This is a genomic window from Alcanivorax sp., from assembly GCF_002733835.1.
GTDB lineage: Bacteria > Pseudomonadota > Gammaproteobacteria > Pseudomonadales > Alcanivoracaceae > Alcanivorax.
On sequence record NZ_NVWY01000042.1, the window covers coordinates 17903 to 39311 of the forward strand.

Genomic DNA, 21409 nt, shown 5'->3' on the forward strand with positions numbered 1-21409 from the left:
ATCCTGGCTTGTTAGTTTTTCTAGCCTCAGGGCTTTTCCAGAACGAGCGCACCCGCCCTGGAAAAACCCTCCCCCCCACAGGGGAGGAGGGCTTAACTTGGGGGAGCGTTATTCCACTTCTACACAGAAACTTGCTGTAGAACTTTCACCAGACGCCAACGTACCAATTTCCCACTGGATGGTTGGCAGGCTAATACTGGGGGAAAGCGTCAAGCCGGAATCTGTCGATGCAACCGTTGCAGTGGCATCTTCCGCCGACTGGAGAGTGGTAAATTCCGTCTCTTCGTCGGTGATTTCCACATTCTGTGCTGCGGTCGCACCTTCGTTAGTCGCGGTCAGTTTCCAGATAACACACTGCCCAGGCTCTACCTTAGCGCTTTGTACATCGAGGAAAGCCGTGTCTGCGGAGCAATCGCAGTCCGTGTCCACGGCTGCCTGCTTGTTCAGACGGACCTGGCCAACAACCACCTCTGTGGTATCCGTGGCGGAATCAGACACGGAACCGGCGGCGCTCAAGGTATAGGTATCCACAGAACCGGCAGGCGCATTGGACGGTGCGAATACAGTGACTTGCACATCCAAACGCTGGCCAGGTTCCAGGGTGACTACGGTGTCAGCACCACTGTTATCCACGTCCACGGTGATGGGTGAGCCGTTGGGAGCACGAACACTCACCGAGCCTGACGACAGGTTTGACAGTTCAACCCACGCCCCCAGGCTGTTTACATACAGCTGGGTATTACTGCTCCAGCCATCGCCCACCAGGGAGTTCGTGGTGGTAAGGGTAACCTCTTCGGTGGTGTTGCCGTTGTTGGCGATGATGTGGGAGTAATCCACGTTACCGCCTGGCTGCACCTGGTTGGAACCATCCGGGGTAACCGACAGGCTGGGAGCAGCAATCACATCCACCGCATCCAGCTTCTTGTCTTTAACATCGACATCCGAAGAAGATTGCACGGTGAAGACCACCGGGTAATCTCCGTCGCTATCGGTATTACCATCTGTCTGATTTTCGCCAGAGCTGTCAACGGTACCGACAAAATCGGACAGAGCCTCATCCACCACGGATGATACTTGTACCAACGCCTTATACTGGTAAATCGCACCCGCTGGCAGGTTAGGTGTTGATGTTACCGTTGTGCCGGCACTACCAGTATCAACCGTCCCATCCGGCAAGCCTGGGTCGCTACCGTCAGGATCCAGGTCCACGCCCACTTCCTGGAAGGTGACAGACCAGCCATCAGGCAGCTGGGCACCCAACGTGAAGGACTGCGGATTGCCGGAGTTGTTGGCGACAAACAGATCGAAAGTGGCTACTCCACCTACTGCAACAGTGTCATTGGTGTTAATGGGAGCACCCGAAGCGAATGCATCGGCGGATCCATCGCCAGCGGCGGCCACAAGTGCGGGGTGGCTGTTGGCCAAATCCACAGAAGGCGCAGTGATTTCGCCCAGCACTTCCAGCTTGTCGTCGCTAATAGTGTTGTTGCCGAAAGACGTGGCGACCATGGTGGCAACATAAGGGCCTGAAGTTGCACCACTATTGGCGGGCAACTTGGCACGCACAGTGATGCGTCGATCCGCGCCGGCATCAATGGAGCCGGTATCCGCAATGCCGTTACCATTGGTATCGGTCAACTGCACATTGTTGTTTTCATCCCAGAAGGTGAACACAGTACCACTTGGGAATGCGACCGCTGCCGCAGGAACAGTTGCAGTGCCGCCATAGCCCGCACCCGCATCGTTATTGATGGCCAGGTCGAAAGAATCGGCACCATTACCGCCATTAGCGACAATGTTGGCGAAGGTCACCACTGCACCCGCAGCAGCAGAGTCCTGCTTTGCAATATCATTCAAAGCCCCGTCATCATCTGCGGCATCACCGGTATCCGTGACGTCAACATCAGCGACCTGGGTAACCGTTGTGGTCGTGGTGTTGGATTTGTTCCGGTTATCAGGCTCATCATCACCATTGCCATCAACGCCAGCGATGAAGGTGTTACGGATGTTGTCACCCGCGCTTGCAGCAGCATCAACGGTCACTTCATAGACGATGGTGACGGTGGTGTTAACACCGATTTCTTTATCGCGGAAACGGATACCCGGCAAGTCAGTACCATCGGAGGCCCCACTGCCATCCAGATCTTCACCATCCTCATCAATCAAGGCCAGGTTGGCAGCGGCAGGATAGGCTGCGCCCGGCGAGTTCTGCCAAGCGCCGTTTTCATCCATCCAATCATCAAGGTTACCCGCCAGCAGACCGTTAACGGCAACGATGCGAGCAAAGGTCGTGCCCGCAGGAATCGGGTCAGCGATGATCACATCCGTGGCCGGGCTGCCGCCGGTGTTGGTCAATTGCAGGGTATAGCGAATGGTATCGCCAGCCTTTGCGGAGGAAACAGATGCCATCTTGCTCAGCTGAAGTACCGCATCCGTACTAACGATCACCTTGTCGTTGTTGGTACCTTCCAATCCGTCTGCGCCATTACCTGCATCGGTAACGTCATTAACGTCACCATTGGCCGACGTGACCGTCAGGGTGGCATCTATTTCATCACCCGCTTCCTTATTCGCCGGCACCGGCACAGCAACCACCAGGTCCACCTGCTCATCGGCGTTCAGGCTGACGTAAGTCACCACATCTTCACCGGCATCTGGCACACCATTGCCATTGGTATCACGGTATACGGTATAGGCAGCGGCAGAGTCATCATCCTCAGCCCCAACAGTATAGCCGTCACTGCTGTTACCCTTGTTGGTCAAGATGTGCGAGAAGTACACGGTTTCACCCGGTGCACCTAACTTTTCGCCATCCTGTTCCAGATCGGCGAAATAGACCTCTTTCACTGTCACCGAGGACTCGTTGGATTGCGCCGAATACTCATTCCCATTGGCGTCTTGGTAGGTCACTGTTGCACGGTTATTAATGTCCGTTCCGGCAGGCGTGTAAGCCAGCGTTTGCCCAGCGGCAAGCACCAACCCCAACCCCATGGCCGTGGCAGACACACGCGCAGACAACAGGCCCTTTGCAAAGGCTTGCTTCATGGCTGTGTTCCTTAAATTGAAGTTAAGTTTGGACCTTTACTGCATCTGAAAGCCTTGCCAGAACGACCCTCCCAGTAGCGGGCCGCTCCCCCATCACGACATCAAGTCGCTCGTGCAAGACTTCCCGGGATCTTTCGATCCCACGTCTGTTTCTCCCGGAGCTACTGCACCGTTACCCGATAGCGATATTGCTGCACCTGGTCAGGCTGCAGGCTGCCTTTGGGCTGCCAACGCACCTGGGTGTAGTCGCTGGGAGAAACCTCGACGTTCTTGGACTGGCCATTTTCGCCAGTGACTGTTTTGGTTACCGGCTCAGCCTGAAAGCTGTCGCCGTTATCAATGCTGACGGTGAAATCGGCGCTCACCTGGGTGGCAGCACTGTCTTTGAGATAAACCGTGTTGGTAGGGATTGGGCCAGTGATTACCAGGCCGGAAAGCGGCTGATCGCTATTATTGGTGTAGGTAAGACGGTATTCGACAATATCTCCAGGGCTGGCCTGCTCAGCTTCAACAACAACTTCCTTGCCGTTTTCGTGAGTCACCAGGTAGGAGTCCATCTGACTGGACAAGGGTGCATCGGCCCACACAGCGGCAGACATCAGCACAGCCAAAGCCGAAATGATCCGTTTTTTCATGAATAAATCCCCGATACATCCAGGGCTTCGCCCTGATTTTACCTATACACCGACACAATGCGGCATACCCCAGTATGCAAAAAAAATCAAAAGCCCGAGTCACACACGCTCAGATAAGAATTAAGCACTATGTGACCCAGTGCGCATTTTGCACATAAATCAGTCAATGTGTGTGAACAGAATGTAAAAAATACACAAAAAGAACACATTCAGCGCGAATCTCTCGCCTCATCTATTTAAAAACAACAACTTACCGGGAGCCCATCACTCCCGCCCACAAAAAAACCGCCAGAGGCGGTTTTTTTGTGCTTAAGCGAACGAGGACATCAAGGCTTGCCTTTCGTCCCGTTCAGGTAGCGGAAGAAATCACTGTCCGGTTCCAGAATCAGCACATCCTCGGGCTGATCGAAGCTCTCCGAGTAAGCACGCAGGCTACGGTAGAAGCGGAAGAATTCCTTGTCCTGATTGTAGGCCTCAGCGTAAATCGCGGCCGCTTCCGCATCCCCTTCACCGCGGGAGCTTTGCGCCTTGCGATATGCCTGGGCCAATGTCTCGGTGCGCTGACGGTCTGCAGAGGCACGGATTTTTTCTGCCTCCTCACGGCCCTGGGAACGGTGTGCGGCCGCGTCTCGCTGACGTTCCGCCCGCATCCGGTCAAACACCCGGCCACGGACCTGATCCGGCCAGTCCACCTGCTTGACGCGAATATCCACCACTTCGATACCCAGATCTTCCAGGGTGGATTTGTTCACCTCATCACGCACCTGGTCCATCAACGCTTCACGCTGATCGTTGGCCACGCTGGGCACCGGAGAATCAGAATCGCTATCCGTTTTAGCTGCCTTGGCCTCACGGAGCACGGATTCATCCAGCTGGTCGGTTGGCACTTCCACCGTTTCACCGGTGGCAGGGTCACGGATAATCGCCTTGTCACCTTCCACTTTTTCCACGTCGCTCTCACCGGCCACTACCTGGAACACGGTGCGTGACGCGAACTCGTTACGCAGCCCTTCGTTCACACGGGGATCCAGCAACTCACGGGCGCGGCGCTCCATCACCTGGGCATTGGAAGAGCCGCCCCCCACGCTGACGATATAGCGTTGTACGTTGCTGATACGCCAGATCACGAATGCATCCACGTTGAGCAGTTTCTTCTCGGCTGTCAGGAATGACTGGCTGCGCACGTCATAGACCAATGCGCGCCCGTCCACTTTCACCACTTCTTCCACCAGCGGCCATTTGAAATACAGGCCCGGCTCGATGTCAGTCTTGTCGATCCGGCTGAACTGCTTGAGCACCGCCTTTTCTTTCTGGTTAACGATGAAAAAGGAATCCAGCGCCAACAATGCCAGCACACCCAGAGCCAGCAGCGCCATCCATCCACGATTATTCATTAGCGCAGCTCCTGGTTTCGGTTGTTGTACAGGCTGCGACCGGTATTGCGGCCACTGCCACCATCATCTGCGCCGGCACTTGAGGTCGAGCCGGAAGACGTTGCGCTCTGGCTCGGCACCTTAACCTTGCCGTCCTGGTTCTTCATCAACTTGTCCAGCGGCAGGTAAATCAGGCTATCACCCTTGTCCACGTCCACCAGTACCTTACTGGTGTTGCTGAACACCTGGGTCATGGTTTCCAGGTAGAGACGTTCGCGGGTCACATCCGGCGCCTTGCGATACTCGGTGAGCAAGTCGGTAAAGCGATTGGCATCACCCTTCGCTTCGTCAATCACCTGCTGCTTGTAGGCAAAGGCTTCTTCCTCAATACGCTGGGCTTCACCACGGGCCTGGGGAATCACCGCATTGCTGTACGCTTCGGCTTCTTTCTTGAAGCGGTCTTCGTCTTCTTTCGCCTTGGATACATCATCAAAGGCATCACGAACCGCATCCGGCGCTTCGGTTTTATCCAGCACCACCTGGCGCAGAACCAGGCCGGTATCGTAACGATTCAGGTACTCATCAAGCCGTTCGCGAACCTGTACCCGGATCGCCTCACGGTTATCCTTGAGTACATCATCCATGGAGGATGACCCCACCACATGGCGCAAGGCCGAGCTGGTAGCGTGTTCCAGAATTTCTTCCGGTTGCGCAACTTTCAACAGGAACGGGCGTGGATCGAGCACCTGGTACTGCACCTGCAAGGTCACGCTGACGATGTTGGTGTCCTTGGTGAGCATTTCCTCGGTGATCTCGTAGCGGCGGTTCTGGCCCACGTCCACCTTTTCGTACTGCTCCAGAATGGGCGCCCGCCAGTTCAGGCCCGGCTCCACGATGCGATCAAACTTACCGAACCGCAGCACCACGGCGCGTTCGCGCTGATCCACCTGGAAAAACCCCATCAGGCCATAGCCGATAGACACAATGACCAGTGCGATGATCAGTACCGGCCAGGGAGACCCGCCGCCACTGCTGCTTCCGCCACCGCCGGGCTTGCCGCCCTTGCTGCCGAAAACATTATTGATCTTGTCTTTCAGGTTTTTCAGGGCTTCATCCAGGTCCGGCGGCCCCTGGTCGCCACCACCACCCCAAGGGTCCTTCGGCTTGTTGCCGCCGGGTTCATTCCACGCCATGTAGATCTCCAGTCCGCCAGAGCCAATGGGCTCCAGCCTAATGATGACTCGCGTTTGGCGAGCGTTCTGAATTGTAGGAAGGGGTGTCGTCACCTGCAACCACAGGGGCCGGAATTACCAGCTCTTCCTCTTTTAATCCCTGTTCACGAAGCAGGCGCTCAAAGTGCACCCGATTCACATTGATGCGCAGTAACATGCCGCCATCGGTGGCGGTCTGCTCTTCCAGCACCTCTCCAGCCTCATGCAAGCGTGCACGCAGACGCCCAGCAGATGCCGGCAATCGCACCCAGCAATCCACCCAGCCAGCCGCCAGCCGTTCCGCGATGGCTTCAAACAACAGGTCGAAGCCGTCACCGGTCTGTGCGGAAATCCATACCCGCCAGGGCTGGCCATGCTCGTCTCGCTCAATGCGCGGGGCCTGGTCCAGGTTATCGACCTTGTTATAGACATGCAGCACCGGCAGCTTGTCACCACCGATTTCTTCCAGCACTTCATCGACGGCGGCCACATTGCTGTCGCGCTCTTCCGCACTGCAATCGGTCACGTGCAACAACAGGGTCGCGTTGACCGTTTCTTCCAGGGTGGCCCGGAATGCCTGCACCAGCCGGTGCGGCAGGTGACGAATAAAGCCCACGGTGTCCGCCAGAATGGCGGGGCCGACGCCCGGCACCTTCACCTTGCGCAGGGTCGGGTCCAGGGTGGCAAACAACTGGTCCGCCACATAGACATCGCCAGTAGTAATGGCATTGAACAGGGTGGATTTCCCCGCATTGGTGTAGCCCACCAGGGAAATCAGCGGGGTTTCCGAGCGCTGTCGTGCCCGGCGGCCTTGAGCGCGCTGCTTACGGACCTTGTCCAGGCGCGATTCGATCCCACGAATACGGTCACGTAATAAACGGCGATCCGTTTCCAGCTGGGTCTCACCCGGGCCACGCAGGCCGATACCGCCTTTTTGGCGCTCCAGGTGAGTCCAGCCCCGCACCAGGCGGGATGACAAATGACGCAACTGCGCCAGCTCAACCTGCAAGCGCCCCTCGTGGGTGCGCGCCCGCTGGGCGAAAATATCGAGAATCAACCCGGTACGATCCAGCACCCGGCATTTCACCACCCGTTCCAGGTTACGTTCCTGGCCCGGGCTCAGTGCATGATTGAACAGCACCACGTCAGCGTTGTACTCGCTCACCATGGCGGCCAACTCGTCGGTTTTGCCGGTACCGATAAACAGGGCCGGGTCCGGGCGGTCGCGCTTGCCGGTCAACTCGGCCACCGGCTGCACGCCGCTGGAGGTCACCAGGTGATGAAATTCGTCCAGATCCTCACGCCCCATGGCATCGGGCAGCTCCAGATGAACCAGAATCGCCCGCTCACCCGCTTCGGTACGTGTTTGCTCTGTACGATCAAATAATTCCATAGGATCCGGATATGGGGACAGGTGGCCCTAGTTTAAACCAGGATGATGGTGGAAAGGCAGGAAATGCACAGGTTCTTCGTGGATTAGAGTGAACAACACCCTCCTGCCATTTGATTGCTTGTCGTGAACCCCTGACAGCTTGCCGACCGCTCAATGTCGAATGCCTGACGCAGAGACCATACAACCCGAATGGTTATCGCCCCCTTGTCCACGGCACCCAACATGGCTTCCCACAATGGAGCCCGTATTTTCAGGGGCTTCCCAAGAAGCTCAGCGCACAACGCACAGAGCCACCCGAAGGTGGCTCTGTCTGGGGCTTTACAGCGACACCCCATCAGGCGAAGCAGGCAGTGTTACTGATTGCCGTAGCCTTCATCTGCAGCCGGAGCACCCGCAGCACCCGCACCTGCAGCCATGGCCGGATTACCCGTTGCACGAGGGTTACGGGCCGGCACCACGGTAGAAATTGCGTGCTTGTACACCATCTGGCTGACTGCATTTTTCAGCAGCACGACATATTGGTCAAAAGACTCAATCTGCCCCTGCAACTTTATGCCGTTCACCAGGAAAATAGAAACCGGAATACGCTCCTTGCGCAGCGCGTTCAGGAAAGGGTCTTGTAGCGAGTGCCCCTTTGACATGGTAGATCTCCTTGAAATATCAGTAAAAAGTAGCGCCCAACACTTCGGGCAATCAGCGCGATGCAGCAGCGAAACCGTCCCAAACGGCCACTGCCTCCGCCCGGTGCGCCACCGGGCAAATTTTTGTCAACAACCCACACAAAAGGTTCCGGGTCCCGACCCATCCATGGCCGCGACACCATTCCCGAGTAACGTCGCAGACCTATGCAGTCATTGCATTATAAACCAAAACGCATGCTTTCAGGGCTAACTAAACACAGATTTACAGATCTTCGCAAGCTGCCCAAACAGCGCCTTTCGCTGTGACAGATCATTACTGTCGAACCACTGCAGATCCGGCCATTTTCGCAACCAGGTGAACTGGCGTTTGGCCAGCTGGCGGGTGGCGATAATACCCCGCTCCACCATGGTGTCATAATCATACTGGCCGTCCAGATACTCCCACACCTGGCGATAGCCCACCGCCCGGATGCCCGGCAAGTCCGGATGCAGCTGTGGCTGCTGGCGCAACCCTTCCACTTCGGCCAGCAAACCGGAGTCCAGCATGGCCCGAAAACGCAAGGCAATCTGCTCATGCAGCCAGGCCCTGTCCTGCGGGGCCAGCGCCATGCTAAGCACCGGATACGGCAATCCGCTGAACTGGCTTAAACCATCCCGGTTCTTTATGACAGTTGTATGATGTTCCGCATGAAACGCCGACAACGGCCGACCGGTGAGGCGAAACACTTCCAGCGCCCGCTGCAACCGCTGCCGGTCCGTAGGCTTGAGCCGCGCCGCTGTCACCGGGTCCACCTCGGCCAGCGCCTGATGCACCGCCGGCCAGCCCTGCGCCTCGGCCAGGGCCGCAATCTCCGCCCGCACCTGCAGGTCCGCTTCCGGCAACGGCGCCAGCCCCTCCACCAAAGCCTTGAAATACAGCACCGTGCCACCCACCAGCAACGGCAATTTGCCGTTGGCGTGGATCTGTTCAATCTGCGCGAGGGCATCAGCGCGAAAATCCGCAGCAGAATAGGGCTCGGTCAGATCACGAAAGCCCAGCAACCGGTGCGGCGCTAATGCCAGTTCTTCTTCAGTGGGGCGGGCCGCACCAATATTCAAGCCCCGATACACCAACGCCGAATCCACATTGATGATTTCGATGGGCAGGGACTGCACCGCCTCGATAGCCAGCGCCGTCTTGCCGGAACAGGTGGGCCCCATGAGAAGAAAAACAGGCTTGATGCCGGATGCCGGACGCCGGACGGAGCCGGTTTCACGTTGGGCGTCCGGCATCTGGCGTCCGGCGTTCATCACTGCCCCCGCATAAACAGGCGATCCAGATCCTTGATGCTCATCTGGGTCCAGGTGGGGCGGCCGTGGTTGCACTGGCCGGAGCGCTCTGTGGCCTCCATGTCGCGCAACAGGGCATTCATTTCCGGGATCGTCAGGCGACGATTGGCGCGCACACTGCCGTGGCAGGCCATGGTGGACAGCAGCTCATCCAGCTTCTGGGCAATACGTTCACTACTGCCTTGCGCCAACAAATCCGACAACACATCGCGAACCATCGATTCGCTGTCACCGTTGCGCAGCAAGGCCGGCACTTCGCGCACCACCAGGGTTTCCGGCCCGGCGCGCTCGACACCGAACCCCAGCCGGGAAAACACCTCCGGCTGCTGCTCGGCAAAATCCGCTTCACGGGACGACACCGCCAGCGACACCGGCACCAGCAATGGCTGGCTGCGCACCTTGTCGTCCGCCCAGCTCTGCTTGAGCCGCTCATAGGTAATCCGTTCGTGGGCGGCATGCATATCCACCACCACCATGCCCTGCTGGTTTTCCGCCAGAATAAAAATGCCGTGCAGCTGCGCCACCGCATAGCCCAGCGGTGGCACGGTTTCGTTGTCGCTGGCCGGCGGCATCACCGACGGCGCTGACTCGCTGACCTGCTGCCCCACCAGGGCCCCGTAGGCATCGGCCTGCCGCTGACCCTGACCATAGCCAAACGCGCTGCCGCCGGGCGGGTAGGCGTGGCCGGCCGGGCGAGACAGGGAAGACATGCCCGCACCCGCTGGCGCAGACAGCGACATATTGCCCTGACTGGGCGCCATGGCTGTATCCATGCCGGCGGCTGGCGCCCCTTCATCGACCACGGAACCGGCCAGCTCCTGCCCCGGACGTACCCCGGCAATGGCGCGATGCAATGAGCTATACAGAAAACCATGTACCATCCGTTGTTCGCGGAAACGCACTTCGTGTTTGGTGGGGTGAACGTTCACATCCACCATGGCCGGGTCCAGCTCCAGAAACAGTACATAGGCCGGGTGGCGGCCGTGGTAGAGCACATCCGCATACGCCTGGCGCACCGCATGGCTGACCACCTTGTCGCGAATCACCCGGCCATTCACATAGAAATATTGCAGGTCCGCCTGGGAGCGGGAAAACGTGGGCAGGCCCATCCAGCCGTGCAGACGCAAGCCATCGCGCTCCACGTCCACGGCCACCGCCTGCTCCATGAAACCCTTGCCACACAGCTTGGCCACCCGCGCCGCCCGCAGGGTGTCATCCAGCCCGGCGGGCAACTGGTGAATCACTTTCTGGTTATGGGTGAGACGAAACGCGGTATTGAATTCACTCAGGGCAATGCGCCGAAACACTTCTTCGAGATGATTGAATTCGGTTTTTTCGGTGCGCAGGAACCGGCGTCGGGCCGGGGTATTAAAAAACAGGTCACGCATGGTCACGGTGGTGCCACGGGGGTGCCCCGCCGGCGATACCGTCGGCGCCATATCGCGCCCTTCCACGGTCACTTGCCAGCCTTCCGCTTCGCCTTCCACGTTACTGGCCAGGCTCAATCGAGAGACGGAGCTGATCGCCGCCAGCGCTTCCCCGCGAAAGCCCAACGTGCCGATGGCTTCCAGATCATCGAGGCCGCGAATCTTGCTGGTGGCGTGCCGGGACAGGGCCAGCGGCAAATCATTACGTTCGATGCCGTTACCGTTATCGCGCACCCGCACCAGTTTCACCCCGCCCTGCTCCACATCCACGCTGATGGATTCCGAGCCGGCATCCAGCGCATTTTCCAGCAATTCCTTGAGCACAGACGCAGGACGTTCAACCACTTCACCGGCGGCAATCTGGTTAGCAAGGCGGGAATCAAGCAGCTGAATCTTGGACAAAACAAATCCTTTAGAAAGTTATCTGTCCCGACACACAACGCTCACCCGGCACGCCTGGCGTTTAGCGTGCCGACATGATGCGTGCTGCATGCCAGCGGAATATTATGAACGCGGAATTTTCAGTACCTGGCCGACCATGATCCGGTCACCATCCATACCGTTGGCCGAGCGGATAGACTGCTCGGAAACACTGTACTGCCGGGCAATTTCCGACAGTGTATCACCGGGCTGAATACGATACTCATCACCCTGCTCACGGCGCTGGGCCGCATACCAGCTATTGGGTGCCGGGTGGCTGCGGAAATAGGCGTCGATGCCGTTAAGCACCGAGCGTGCCAGCTTGGTCTGGTGCGCCGAGGAGCGCAAATTCCGCTCTTCGGTGGGGTTGGAGATAAAACCGGTTTCCACAAGGATGGAGACCATTTCCGGCTCTTTCAGCACCGCAAAGCCCGCTTGTTCCACTTTGTCGCGGTTACCATGCAGCTTGGTGACTTTACCCATTTCCAGCAGCACCTGGCGGCCCAGATAGAGACTGCCGGCCATGGAGCCGTTCATCTGAAGATCCGCCAGCACGCTGTATAACGAACTGTCGTCTTCCTCTTCTTCATACACCCCGGCTACGCGGTCAGACTCGTTGGCGATCTTGGCAAGATAGCGGGCCCGGGCACTGGTGGCCCCCCGGTTGGACAGGGCAAACACCGAGGCGCCATGGGCGCGGGCGTCGGTGAAGGCATCCGCGTGAATAGAGACAAACACATCCGCACCGTGTTTTTCCCGGGCGATCTTGCGGCGCTCGACCAGAGGCACGTAGTAATCGCCATCGCGCACCATCACCGCCCGCATGCCGGCCTTGTCATTAACCAGCGCTTCCAGCTTTTTGGCAATCTGCAAAACGATGGTCTTTTCATAGGTGCCACTGGGGCCGCGGGCACCCGGATCTTCCCCGCCGTGCCCCGCATCAATGGCCACAATCATCAACCGCTGCGCCTTGGGCTCTACCGGCTTTTGCGGCTTGGGCTTGTCGGTTTTGGCGGTTTGCAGTTCCTTGTCGAACAGGTCCACCACCAGCCGCCAGCCGTGGGGCTCAATGGGTTTGAGCAGATTGGTGCGGGTGCGCACGGACTCTTTCATGTCCAGCACCACCCGGGTTTTATCGGTGTGCTTGCCTACCCGGATATTGGCAATGGGGCTGCTGGCGTAATCCAGCGTTTTCACGTCGAAATCCAGCGCCGCGTCTTGCAGATCGAGCACAACACGATCCGGGTTGGCCAGCTTGTCGAGTTTGTGATCCACCGGCGCGGGCAAATCGAACACGATCCGGGTGTGGTCCGGCGCCCGGTGCAGGCGCACGGAATCGATGGTGGTCTGGGCAAGCGCCAGCGAACTCCAGCACAACGCTGCCAGAGTGAAGAAAAATACCGATACGGTTTTCTTGTTGTGAATGCGAGTTGTCATAAACGTTTAGTCATAGGCGTTTAGTCACCAACCCATTCCAGGGTCGCTTTTCTTCCGTGGCCATGCACGGCCAGTGTAATGGTCAAATCCGGCGTTGGCACCACTCCCGCGCCCCGCTCCGGCCATTCCAGCAAACACAGGGAGCCGGCATCGAAATAATCCCGCACGCCAATCAGCTCCAGTTCTTCCGGGTCGGCCAGGCGATACAGGTCAAAGTGATAGATATGGACGCCAGCAATCTCGTAGGGTTCCACAATGGTATAGGTCGGGCTCTTTACGGCCCCTTCATGCCCCAGGCCACGGAGCATACCGCGAACCAGGGTGGTTTTCCCCGCGCCCAGGTCACCTTCGAGATAAACGCAGCCGCCCGCCGCCAAGCGGTGGCCCAATTCAGCGCCCAATGACAAGGTTGCCGCTTCATCCGGCAAATCGTAAAACTCCTGGCTCATTGCTTGTCTGCCCCTTGCGGCAATTCATGGCCTTGCAGCCTGTGGTTCAATTGCTGGCGCAACGCCCCGAGCAAATCGGTAGCCAGCAAGCCCCGCTCACCCTGCGCCGCCGCACAGTGGTCCGCCGCCCGGGCGTGCACCATGGCACCCAGGCGAGCCGCATCAAACCCGCTCAGCCCCTGGGCCCGCAAGGCGGCAATCACCCCGGTGAGCACATCGCCCATGCCTCCGGACGCCATGCCCGGGTTGCCATCGCGAATCAGCGCCCGGCCCGGCCCGGCCTCTGCGGGCTCGCCCTGCACCAGGGTACCCAGCCCCTTGAGCAGCACGGTACCGCCATAACGGGCAGACAGACTGTCCAATGCGGCAAACCGGTCCTGCTGAATGTCGCCAGCGGACACTCCCAACAGCCGGCCCGCTTCACCCGGGTGCGGAGTGAGCACCCAATCCGCCGTGCCGATATCCGCCTGCCCGGCGATCAGGGTCAGGGCATCCGCGTCCACCACCATCGGCTTGCCCGTTGCCAGTGCCGCATCCAGCAAGCCTCGGCCCCACGCATCCAGCCCCAACCCGGGGCCAATGGCAATCACCGTGGCCGCCTCCATCAGCGCAACAGCGTCTTCCGGGCGATCCACCCCGCGTACCATGATTTCCGGCTGGCGGATCAAAGCCACCGCCACATGGGCCGGGCGTGTAATCAACGACACCTTGCCAGCCCCGCAACGGGCGGCGGCCTGGGCACTCATGACCGGCGCGCCGGCAAAACCATGATCGCCACCGATCACCAGCACATGGCCGTAATGGCCCTTGTGGCCATCTACCCGGCGGGCGGGCAAACGGTGCTGTAGCGTCTCGGCGCCGGGGCTTAGGCAGTCCGGCTGCATCTGGGCGTAAATATCTCGCCCCACCTGCAAATCGAAAAAACGCAGCGCACCGCAATGCAACGGCCCTTCGCCGGTGAGCAGACCCCGTTTAAGACCAATAAAGGTACAGGTCATCTCCGCCTGCAATACTGGCCCCAGGGGCATGCCGCTGTCGGCGCTGAGCCCCGAAGGAATATCCAGCGCCAGCACCGGAAGCGACAATGTATTCAGGGCGCGCAACAACGCGGCCACGTCATCACGCAACGGACCTTTGAGGCCGGTGCCCAGCAGACCATCTACCAACAGGTCCGCAGAATGCGGCAGGTCGGCCTGGGTGAGCGGTTGCATGGGAATGCCGACGGCCTGACAGCGCCGGGCCATGGTCAGGGCATCGCCCTTGAGCTGATCCGGTGCAGTGGTAAACCAGATCTGCGGCTGCAGGCCGGCCTCCGCCGCCAGCCGCGCCACCACATAGCCATCGCCACCGTTGTTGCCGCCGCCACACAATATCGCCAGCTTGCCGGCTTGGGGCCAGCGCTCGCAGAGGGCATCAAAGGCCGCCTGCCCGGCCCGCTCCATCAGCTCGGCGCCCGGGGTGCCGGCGGCAATGGCCAGTCGGTCCAGCTCGCGGGTCTGCGCCGCGGTGTATAAAGCAGCAGGTAGCTCGGTCACCTGTTATCCTTCGCGTTATTTCGTGCGCCTCCCGTTTACCGGGGCGCCACAACACATTTCCCGCCATTATACGCACGAGAGCCGGTTGCCCCGAAACGTCATGGATCTGAATCAACTGAAAGCCCAAATCCAGCAATGGGGCCGCGAACTCGGCTTCCAGCAAATCGGTATTGCCGATACGGATCTGCACGCCGAAGAAGCACAATTGAAAGCGTGGCTGGCGAAAGGGTATCAGGGGCAAATGGAGTGGATGTCAGCCCACGGCAACAAGCGCTTTCGCCCGGAGGAGCTGGAACCGGGCACCCTGCGGGTGATTTCCGCGCGCATGGATTACCTGCCCCCGGACACCCAGCCGGTGAAATTGCTGCAACAGAAAGACAAGGCCTATGTGTCCCGCTATGCGCTGGGCCGTGACTATCACAAGCTGATCCGCAAGCGCCTGGCAATTCTGGCCAGCCGCATTCGCGAGGCAGTTGCCGACAGTGAGCTGGCACGGGCCTTTGTGGACAGCGCCCCGGTAATGGAGAAACCGCTGGCTGCCAAAGCCGGACTGGGCTGGCAAGGCAAACACACTCTGGTGTTGAACCGGGAAGCGGGCAGCTGGTTCTTCCTGGGCGAGATCTACACCGACATTGCCTTGCCGGTGGACACCCCCGGCGAAGACCATTGCGGCAAGTGTAAAGCCTGCATCACCGTCTGCCCCACCGACGCCATTGTGGCGCCCTATGAACTGGATGCCCGGCGCTGCATTTCCTACCTGACCATCGAACACGAAGGCAGCATTCCGGAAGACCTGCGCAAGGGCATCGGCAACCGTATTTTCGGTTGCGACGACTGCCAGCTCATGTGCCCCTGGAATCGTTTTGCCCAGCACACCGGCGAAACCGATTTCCACCCCCGCCACGGGCTCGGCGACAGTGATCTGGTCTCACTGTTTTCATGGAGCGAAGAGGAATTTCTGGAACGCACGGCGGGATCGGCGATTCGTCGCGCCGGGTATCTGAAATGGCTGCGCAATATTGCCGTGGCGCTGGGGAATGCGCCAAGCTCAGACGACGTTATCAAGGCCTTGAAGGAAAGACGCGAGTATCCGGACGAAACAGTGCAAGAGCATGTGCAGTGGGCGCTGGCGCAGCACCTTCCAACCTGAAACGATTACCCGCAGGAGCTGCGCTTGAGCCGCGAACAACGTTGCTTCGGAATCCCCGCTACGCTCGGTTCGCGGCTCAAGCGCCGCTCCTACGGGAAAGCACACTCCGGTTCAGGTTTTTTTACGTGTTGCGTGAAGCGTGCCGCATGATGCGTCGCCGTTAGGCGTCAATAAAATGCTCGCGGTAATACACCAGCTCGGCGATGGACTCGCGGATATCATCCAGCGCCAGGTGTTTATTCTCTTTACTGAAGCCCGGCAGGATTTCTGGCTTCCAACGCCGCGCCAGCTCTTTCAGGGTGGACACGTCCAGATTGCGGTAATGGAAGAAGGCTTCCAGTTTCGGCATGTAGTTGGCCAGGAAACGGCGGTCCTGGCAGATGCTATTGCCGCACATGGGCGACATGCCCGCTTCCACGTACTGCTCCAGAAACGCGATGGTCTGGGACTCTGCGGCCGCGTCATTCACTATGCTGGCTTTCACCCGCGCCACCAGCCCGGAGTTGTTATGGTGGGTGGTATTCCATTCGTCCATGCCATCCAGTAGCGCATCGCTCTGATGCACCGCCAGCACCGGCCCTTCTGCCAGCACATTCAACTCGGCATCGGTGACAATGGTGGCGATCTCGATGATGCGATCGTTTTCCGGGCTCAGGCCGGTCATTTCCAGATCGATCCAGATCAGATTATTGCGCTTGTCGGTCATGGGCTCGGCATCTCTTTGCTACGCGGAATGTGGCCTCCATGGTAGCATGCCCCCATTGTCATACTAGATCTCATACCCGAAGACAGGACCGTAATAACCCGTGGCCAAACGCAAGCTCAATCGCCGCCAACGCTGGCGCATCGAAAAGATCCAGGCGGAAAAGCGCGACCGCGCCAACCGCCGCACCGACCAGCAGGAGATCCTGGTGGCCGACGATCTGGGCGATGAGCAACACGGATTTATCACTGCCCACTTCGGCCAGCAGGTGGAAGTGGAAAATGCGGACGGCCCGAATGGTGAAAACCGAAAGACACGGCGGTGTCACTTTCGCGCCACCCTGGAACAGCTGGTTGTTGGCGACAAGGTGATCTGGCAGCCGCCCAAAAGCGAAGGGCTGGGCGTGGTCGTCGCCATCGAGCCTCGCGACACGGTGCTCAAGCGCCCGGACCTGTACGGTAACCTGAAGCCAGTGGCCGCCAACGTGGAGCAGATGCTGGTGGTGTTCGCGCCGCTTCCCACACCCTCAAGCGCCCTGCTGGACCGTTATCTGGTGGCCGCCGAGCTGTCCAATATCCCCGCCACCCTGGTGCTCAACAAGGCCGACCTGATCGACGAAACCCTGCGCCCCTTTGTGGATGAACTGTCCGATATGTATCGCCGCCTCGGTTATCCGGTACTGGAAGTGTGCGCCCATCAGAGCGAAGGACTGGCACCGTTACACGAGGCCCTGATTGGCAAGACCAGCGTGTTTGTGGGGCAGTCCGGGGTGGGCAAGTCCTCACTGGTCAATGGTGTACTGCCGGAGGCGGATCTGCAGGTGGGCGAGCTGTCCAGCAACTCCGGCCTGGGCCAGCACACCACCGTCACCGCCCGGCTGGTTCACCTGCCCACCGGTGGCCAGCTGATCGACTCCCCCGGCATCCGCGAATTCGGCCTGTGGCATATCGGCGAAGACGACCTGCTGCACGGCTACCGGGAGCTGTCGGAGCTGGCGGGCCACTGCAAATTCCGCAACTGTTCACACCGCAACGAACCGGGCTGCGCGCTGATCAACGCCGCCGAAAATGGCGATATCGACGAGGAACGGCTGAGCAACTTCTACCAGATTGCCGACACCCTGGACGAGGAAGGGCGGGAACGCTACTCAAGTTGACAGTTGATAGTGGACAGTTGACAGCGAAACCCGGCTACCAGAACGTGGTCATATAAGGAATAATGGGCCGCTCCAAGACGCGCTGTTTTGACTTTTAGCTGTCAACTTTCAACTGTCCACTATCAACTGCCTTTTATGCTGCCACTGCTGCTCGAACCCGCCGAACTCGCCAATCGCCTTGACGACGACAAACTGCTCATCATCGACCTGAGCAAGCCCCCGGTTTACGTCCAGGCCCATGTTCCCGGCGCCATTCACCTGGATTTCAGGCGTTTACAGACCGGCGCACAGCCAGCACCGGGCATGATCCCTTCCGATGACGCCCTCAGTGACCTGTTCTCCGAGCTGGGGCTGACCCCGGATACCCATGTGGTCGCCTATGACGACGAAGGCGGCGGTTGGGCCGGACGCCTGCTGTGGACCCTGGACGCCATCGGCCACAAGCGTTACAGCTACCTGAACGGGGGCATCCACGCCTGGCTGGCCGAAGGCCACCCCACCAGCAGCGAAGCCCACGATCCCACCCCCAGCGATTACGAAGTCGGCGCCCACGACCCTGTCACCGAAGTGGATCTGGATTATCTGCTGGCCCATTATCAGGATGACGATGTGGTGATCTGGGATTCCCGCTCCCTGGACGAATTCGACGGTGTGCGCGCCTTCGCCCAGAAGGCGGGGCACATCCCCGGCGCACGCCACCACGAATGGACCGAACCCATGGACAAGCAGAACAACCTGCGCCTGCGTCCACTGGAAGACATCCGCGCAGAATTGGCCGCCCAGGGCATCACCGGCGACAAGGAAGTGATTACCCACTGCCAGACCCATCACCGCTCCAGTTTTTCCTGGCTGGTAGGCAAGCTACTGGGCTTTGAACGCATGCGCGGCTACGCCGGCTCCTGGGCCGAGTGGGGGAATCACCCCGATACGCCCGCGCAGAAAACCGAATAATCCGGGCCAATGGCTCCCTGAAAGAGTAAGGATTCCCCTTGAATAACTGGCGCGACAAACTGTTCGTTACCCTGCAGTATCTGGTCCCTCAGCACGGCCTGTCCCGGCTGGTGGGCATGCTGGCCCGCAGCGAAGTGCCGTGGATCAAGACCACCTTCATCAATCTGTTCATGAAGCGGTTCGGCATTGACTTGTCCGAAGCCCAGATCGAAGACGCGGATCGATTTCCCACCTTCAATGCTTTTTTTACGCGCGCACTGAAAGCCGATGCCCGACCACTGGAAGCCAGCGGCGATAACGAGATTGCCTGCCCGGCAGACGGTGCTGTCAGCCAGCTCGGCGCCATTCGTGCCAACCAGGTATTCCAGGCCAAGGGGCACGATTACTCCCTCTACGACCTGCTCGGTGGCGACAGTGCGCTGGCCAGTGAATTCACCAATGGCCAGTTCGCCACCATCTACCTCTCTCCCCGCGATTATCACCGTGTGCACATGCCTTTTACCGGCACCCTGCGCGAAACCCGTTACGTGCCTGGCGACCTGTTCTCGGTGAACGAAGCCACCGCCAACGGCGTGCCCAACCTGTTTGCCCGCAACGAACGGCTGGTGTGCATCTTTGATACCGAACAGGGCCCCATGGCAGTGATTCTGGTCGGCGCCATGATTGTCGCCGGCATCGAGACCGTATTCAGTGGGCAGGTCACCCCTCTGCCCAAACAGGTGGTCACCACCGACTACCTGCGCACCGCCCCCATCACCCTGGAAAAAGGCGAGGAACTGGGCCGCTTCCTGCTCGGCTCCACCGTGGTCATGCTGTTCCCTGAAGGAAAGGCCGACTTTGAAGGCAATCTTAAGGCCGGCAGCCAGGTACGGGTGCGCGGCAAACTAGGCGCTTATACCCACTGATATAAACGCCCCACCCTGCACAGATCCCGCTCATCCGCAATGACCGGAACTGCGGCAAATCGGGGCGGGTATCCCCCCCGACATCAATGGCGGTCCGCACGGCAACTGCGCCCGCCCGCTTCTTCCCTACAATGACCGCCCGTTGATCCTTAGCCGGTGGAATTCATGCTAACTGACACACTACAGCAGGTGGTTTACAAGCGAACCCGCCCCTGGCGGCATCGCCTGGACAATGGCCGGGCGCGCCTTTTCGACGCCCAGCAACTCAGCCAGGCGGAACAGACGCCCTACGAGACCCTGTTCGACGACGGTCTGGTAAAACTGCGTTATTACCCGCCGCTGACCGAAAGCGCCATCCCGCTGTCGGACGGCACCGTAGTGCCGGTCAGCCAGACCACCCAGCGCACGCCATTGGTGCTGGTGGCACCGCTGGCAGTGAACATGCTGATCTATGATCTGTTCCCCCAGCGCAGTCTGGTGCGTTACCTGCGCGCCCGCGGGTTCGAGCTGTACATGGTCGACTGGGGCCGCCCCGGCCGCCATCACAACCACCTGAGCCTGAGCAGCTACTTTGCGGACTATCTGCCCAAACTGCTGGTGCAGGTCCGCCAGCACAGTGGTGAGCAGAAACTGAGCCTGCACGGCTGGAGCTTCGGCGGATTGTTCAGCCTCTGCTACGCCGCCCTGGGTAACGACCCGGACATCAACAACCTGGTATTGATCGGCGCGCCCACGGATTATCACCGCAACGGCGCGCTGGGCGGCCAGTACCGCGCCCTGAGCCGCCGGGCCAAGTGGATTCGCAAACGCACCGGCCTGCGTATCCATGATGTGCCTGCGGACCTGTTGCGTTCCCCGGGCTGGGTAAACAGCCTGGCCTTCAAGCTCACCAACCCCATTGGCAGCCTGCAGGGTTACTGGAGCCTGATGAAGAACCTGCATGACCGGGACTTCGTCGCCTCCCACGCCACCAACGGGGCTTTTCTGGACGACATGGTGGCCTACCCCGGCGGCGTGATTCAGGACATCATCCGCTACCTGTGGACGGACAACGTGGTCGCCCACGGCCAACTCCCCATGGAAGGGACTGACGGGCACCTGAACCAGGTCACCGCTAACGTGCTGAACATTACCGGTGCCAACGATCCCATCGTCACCCCGGAATGCAGCCAGGCCATGAAACCGCTGATTCGCAGCAAGGATAAAACCTTTGTCACCATTGATGGTGGGCATATGGGTATCCTGGGCAGCGCCGCCGCACAGAAACAGAGCTGGGGGCGCATTGCGGAATGGTTGATCGAGCGGGATTAAAAGCAGCAACAAGCTGCTAGTGACTAGCGACAACTCGGGTTAGGCGCGGTGCCTCACGGTGGCCGCTCTGCCCGCGGGAGCCAGTTCAAAGTCCAAAGTTGAAAGTTGAAAAGGAAAACCGGGGCGACACCAGCCTCTCCGTTGGCTCTACTGTAGGAGCCCAACTTGAGGGGCGAACCGAGCGGAGCGAGTCGACAGGAATCCAGATCTACCCGCAATATTTCCTGAAACCTGTCGAGCCCAAGGAACTTTTCTGGCTTCCCCTATCTATTTTTCGCAACTCGCAACTCGCAACTCGCAACTCGCAACTCGCAACTCGCAACTCGCAACTCGCAACT

At 59.4% G+C, this 21409-nt stretch carries 18 protein-coding genes; 6 read left to right on the forward strand and 12 right to left on the reverse strand.

What is annotated here, in order from left to right; genetic code table 11:
* Window positions 1-108: 108 nt before the first annotated feature.
* From COA55_RS14765 to COA55_RS14815, 11 genes are all read right to left on the reverse strand, one after another.
* Window positions 109-3045 carry a hypothetical protein gene (locus COA55_RS14765; RefSeq protein ID WP_290502754.1) on the reverse strand — a complete coding sequence of 979 codons (2937 nt, stop codon included), beginning with the start codon at window positions 3043-3045 and terminating at the stop codon, window positions 109-111.
* A gap of 161 nt (window positions 3046-3206) precedes the next feature.
* The gene (locus COA55_RS14770) at window positions 3207-3680 is read right to left on the reverse strand and encodes a DUF11 domain-containing protein (RefSeq protein WP_063518607.1); all 474 of its coding nucleotides are present in this window, start codon (window positions 3678-3680) and stop codon (window positions 3207-3209) included.
* Between the two features lie 326 nt (window positions 3681-4006).
* A complete protein-coding gene (gene hflC / locus COA55_RS14775; protein WP_290502755.1) occupies window positions 4007-5074 on the reverse strand; it encodes a protease modulator HflC in 1068 nt (355 codons plus the stop codon).
* Window positions 5074-6246: an FtsH protease activity modulator HflK gene (gene hflK, locus COA55_RS14780; protein WP_290502756.1), complete on the reverse strand. Its 1173-nt coding sequence runs from the start codon at window positions 6244-6246 to the stop codon at window positions 5074-5076. Before hflK ends, hflC begins: the two co-directional genes overlap by 1 nt.
* A 37-nt stretch (window positions 6247-6283) precedes the next feature.
* Window positions 6284-7657: a ribosome rescue GTPase HflX gene (gene hflX / locus COA55_RS14785; protein WP_063538486.1), complete on the reverse strand. Its 1374-nt coding sequence runs from the start codon at window positions 7655-7657 to the stop codon at window positions 6284-6286.
* A 353-nt stretch (window positions 7658-8010) separates the two neighbouring features.
* A complete protein-coding gene (gene hfq, locus COA55_RS14790) occupies window positions 8011-8298 on the reverse strand; it encodes an RNA chaperone Hfq (protein WP_063519029.1) in 288 nt (95 codons plus the stop codon).
* A 246-nt stretch (window positions 8299-8544) separates the two neighbouring features.
* Window positions 8545-9498, reverse strand: coding sequence for a tRNA (adenosine(37)-N6)-dimethylallyltransferase MiaA (miaA, locus tag COA55_RS14795; RefSeq protein WP_290502767.1), 954 nt, complete (start codon window positions 9496-9498; stop codon window positions 8545-8547).
* Between the two features lie 89 nt (window positions 9499-9587).
* Window positions 9588-11456 (reverse strand): DNA mismatch repair endonuclease MutL, encoded by a 1869-nt coding sequence (gene mutL / locus COA55_RS14800; protein ID WP_290502757.1) that lies wholly within the window; start codon window positions 11454-11456, stop codon window positions 9588-9590.
* Between the two features lie 102 nt (window positions 11457-11558).
* Window positions 11559-12911 carry an N-acetylmuramoyl-L-alanine amidase gene (locus tag COA55_RS14805; protein WP_082872346.1) on the reverse strand — a complete coding sequence of 451 codons (1353 nt, stop codon included), beginning with the start codon at window positions 12909-12911 and terminating at the stop codon, window positions 11559-11561.
* A 20-nt stretch (window positions 12912-12931) separates the two neighbouring features.
* Entirely contained in the window at window positions 12932-13360 is a 429-nt protein-coding gene (gene tsaE / locus COA55_RS14810; protein WP_290502758.1) for a tRNA (adenosine(37)-N6)-threonylcarbamoyltransferase complex ATPase subunit type 1 TsaE, read from the reverse strand.
* A complete protein-coding gene (locus tag COA55_RS14815; RefSeq protein WP_290502759.1) occupies window positions 13357-14895 on the reverse strand; it encodes an NAD(P)H-hydrate dehydratase in 1539 nt (512 codons plus the stop codon). The genes tsaE and COA55_RS14815 overlap by 4 nt, the downstream gene beginning before the upstream one ends.
* 100 nt (window positions 14896-14995) lie before the next feature.
* On the opposite strand from COA55_RS14815, the gene queG reads away from it, so the two are divergent.
* Window positions 14996-16045 carry a tRNA epoxyqueuosine(34) reductase QueG gene (gene queG, locus COA55_RS14820; protein ID WP_290502760.1) on the forward strand — a complete coding sequence of 350 codons (1050 nt, stop codon included), beginning with the start codon at window positions 14996-14998 and terminating at the stop codon, window positions 16043-16045.
* Window positions 16046-16205: 160 nt separating this feature from the next.
* Here the strand turns inward: queG and orn are convergent, their stop codons facing one another.
* On the reverse strand, window positions 16206-16751 hold the full coding sequence (orn, locus tag COA55_RS14825; protein ID WP_290502761.1) for an oligoribonuclease: 546 nt from the start codon (window positions 16749-16751) through the stop codon (window positions 16206-16208).
* Window positions 16752-16851: 100 nt separating this feature from the next.
* Between orn and rsgA the strand changes: the two genes are divergently transcribed.
* From rsgA to COA55_RS14850, 5 genes are all read left to right on the forward strand, one after another.
* Window positions 16852-17904 (forward strand): small ribosomal subunit biogenesis GTPase RsgA, encoded by a 1053-nt coding sequence (gene rsgA / locus COA55_RS14830; RefSeq protein ID WP_290502762.1) that lies wholly within the window; start codon window positions 16852-16854, stop codon window positions 17902-17904.
* Between the two features lie 135 nt (window positions 17905-18039).
* On the forward strand, window positions 18040-18855 hold the full coding sequence (locus tag COA55_RS14835; protein WP_290502763.1) for a rhodanese-like domain-containing protein: 816 nt from the start codon (window positions 18040-18042) through the stop codon (window positions 18853-18855).
* Between the two features lie 38 nt (window positions 18856-18893).
* On the forward strand, window positions 18894-19760 hold the full coding sequence (gene asd, locus COA55_RS14840; RefSeq protein ID WP_290502764.1) for an archaetidylserine decarboxylase: 867 nt from the start codon (window positions 18894-18896) through the stop codon (window positions 19758-19760).
* A gap of 165 nt (window positions 19761-19925) precedes the next feature.
* Complete coding sequence (locus COA55_RS14845) at window positions 19926-21071, forward strand: alpha/beta fold hydrolase (RefSeq protein ID WP_063520217.1); 1146 nt, start codon at window positions 19926-19928, stop codon at window positions 21069-21071.
* A 98-nt stretch (window positions 21072-21169) separates the two neighbouring features.
* Window positions 21170-21409 (forward strand): hypothetical protein (locus tag COA55_RS14850; RefSeq protein WP_290502765.1); only part of this gene is annotated, 240 nt, incomplete at its 3' end.

What these genes read in the sequence shown, in the direction of transcription:
- miaA (WP_290502767.1), bottom strand. Translation starts at nt 9,498, where the DNA reads ATGGGGCCCACCTGTTCCGGCAAGACGGCGCTGGCTATCGAGGCGGTG.
- COA55_RS14835 (WP_290502763.1), top strand. Translation starts at nt 18,040, where the DNA reads ATGCTGCCACTGCTGCTCGAACCCGCCGAACTCGCCAATCGCCTTGAC.
- hfq (WP_063519029.1), bottom strand. Translation starts at nt 8,298, where the DNA reads ATGTCAAAGGGGCACTCGCTACAAGACCCTTTCCTGAACGCGCTGCGC.
- tsaE (WP_290502758.1), bottom strand. Translation starts at nt 13,360, where the DNA reads ATGAGCCAGGAGTTTTACGATTTGCCGGATGAAGCGGCAACCTTGTCA.
- COA55_RS14765 (WP_290502754.1), bottom strand. Translation starts at nt 3,045, where the DNA reads ATGAAGCAAGCCTTTGCAAAGGGCCTGTTGTCTGCGCGTGTGTCTGCC.
- queG (WP_290502760.1), top strand. Translation starts at nt 14,996, where the DNA reads ATGGATCTGAATCAACTGAAAGCCCAAATCCAGCAATGGGGCCGCGAA.
- COA55_RS14770 (WP_063518607.1), bottom strand. Translation starts at nt 3,680, where the DNA reads ATGAAAAAACGGATCATTTCGGCTTTGGCTGTGCTGATGTCTGCCGCT.
- orn (WP_290502761.1), bottom strand. Translation starts at nt 16,751, where the DNA reads ATGACCGACAAGCGCAATAATCTGATCTGGATCGATCTGGAAATGACC.
- COA55_RS14805 (WP_082872346.1), bottom strand. Translation starts at nt 12,911, where the DNA reads ATGACAACTCGCATTCACAACAAGAAAACCGTATCGGTATTTTTCTTC.
- hflC (WP_290502755.1), bottom strand. Translation starts at nt 5,074, where the DNA reads ATGAATAATCGTGGATGGATGGCGCTGCTGGCTCTGGGTGTGCTGGCA.
- hflK (WP_290502756.1), bottom strand. Translation starts at nt 6,246, where the DNA reads ATGGCGTGGAATGAACCCGGCGGCAACAAGCCGAAGGACCCTTGGGGT.
- hflX (WP_063538486.1), bottom strand. Translation starts at nt 7,657, where the DNA reads ATGGAATTATTTGATCGTACAGAGCAAACACGTACCGAAGCGGGTGAG.
- COA55_RS14845 (WP_063520217.1), top strand. Translation starts at nt 19,926, where the DNA reads ATGCTAACTGACACACTACAGCAGGTGGTTTACAAGCGAACCCGCCCC.